This is a genomic window from Candidatus Hydrothermales bacterium (genome assembly GCA_039630235.1).
GTDB lineage: Bacteria > Hydrothermota > Hydrothermia > Hydrothermales > JAJRUZ01 > JBCNVI01.
Genome location: JBCNVI010000057.1, coordinates 1 through 676 on the forward strand (window position 1 = coordinate 1; position 676 = coordinate 676).

Annotated in this window: 1 protein-coding gene; it reads left to right on the plus strand. The window is 33.9% G+C overall.

From position 1 onward, the window contains the following. On the plus strand, window positions 1-573 hold a 573-nt coding region (rho, locus tag ABDH49_09275; GenBank protein ID MEN3047128.1), incomplete at its 5' end, for a transcription termination factor Rho. Window positions 574-676: the final 103 nt, after the last annotated feature.

The following is a 676-nucleotide window of genomic DNA, read 5'->3' on the forward strand; positions in this document are numbered from 1 at the left end:
GACCAACCCGCAGAAAAGCATGCATATATCGCAGATATTGTCCTTGAAAGAGCAAAAAGACTATCAGAAATTGGAAAAGACGTAGTAATACTATTGGATTCTCTTACAAGATTTTCAAGAGCTCATAATGTAATAACGCCACACTCGGGAAGAACTATGACTGGTGGTCTTGACGCAGCAGCATTGATAAAGCCTAAAAAATTCTTTGGTGCTGCAAGAAATCTTGAAGAAGGTGGAAGCCTTACTATTATTGCAACTGCACTAATAGAAACAGGTTCAAGGATGGATGATGTAATATATGAAGAATTTAAGGGGACAGGACATATGGAAATAGTTTTAGATAGAAGATTAGCGGATAGAAGAATTTTCCCTGCAATTGACTTAAATAGAAGTGGAACGAGAAGAGAAGAATTTTTATTAGCTAAGGAAGTATTAGAGAAAGTTTGGGCCTTAAGAAAAGCTATATCAAGTAAAGACCCAGTAGACGCCATGGAATTTTTAATAAATAAGATGAAAAGGACAAATTCAAATAAAGAATTTTTAGAACTATTGGAAATGGAATTAAAACTATAGTCTATTCACTTTCAAGAAATACCCTATAACCTTTATATGTCATAAATAAGTCCGCTTTTGAACTTATTTCAAAAGGAGAATGCATATTTAAAATAGGAGGACC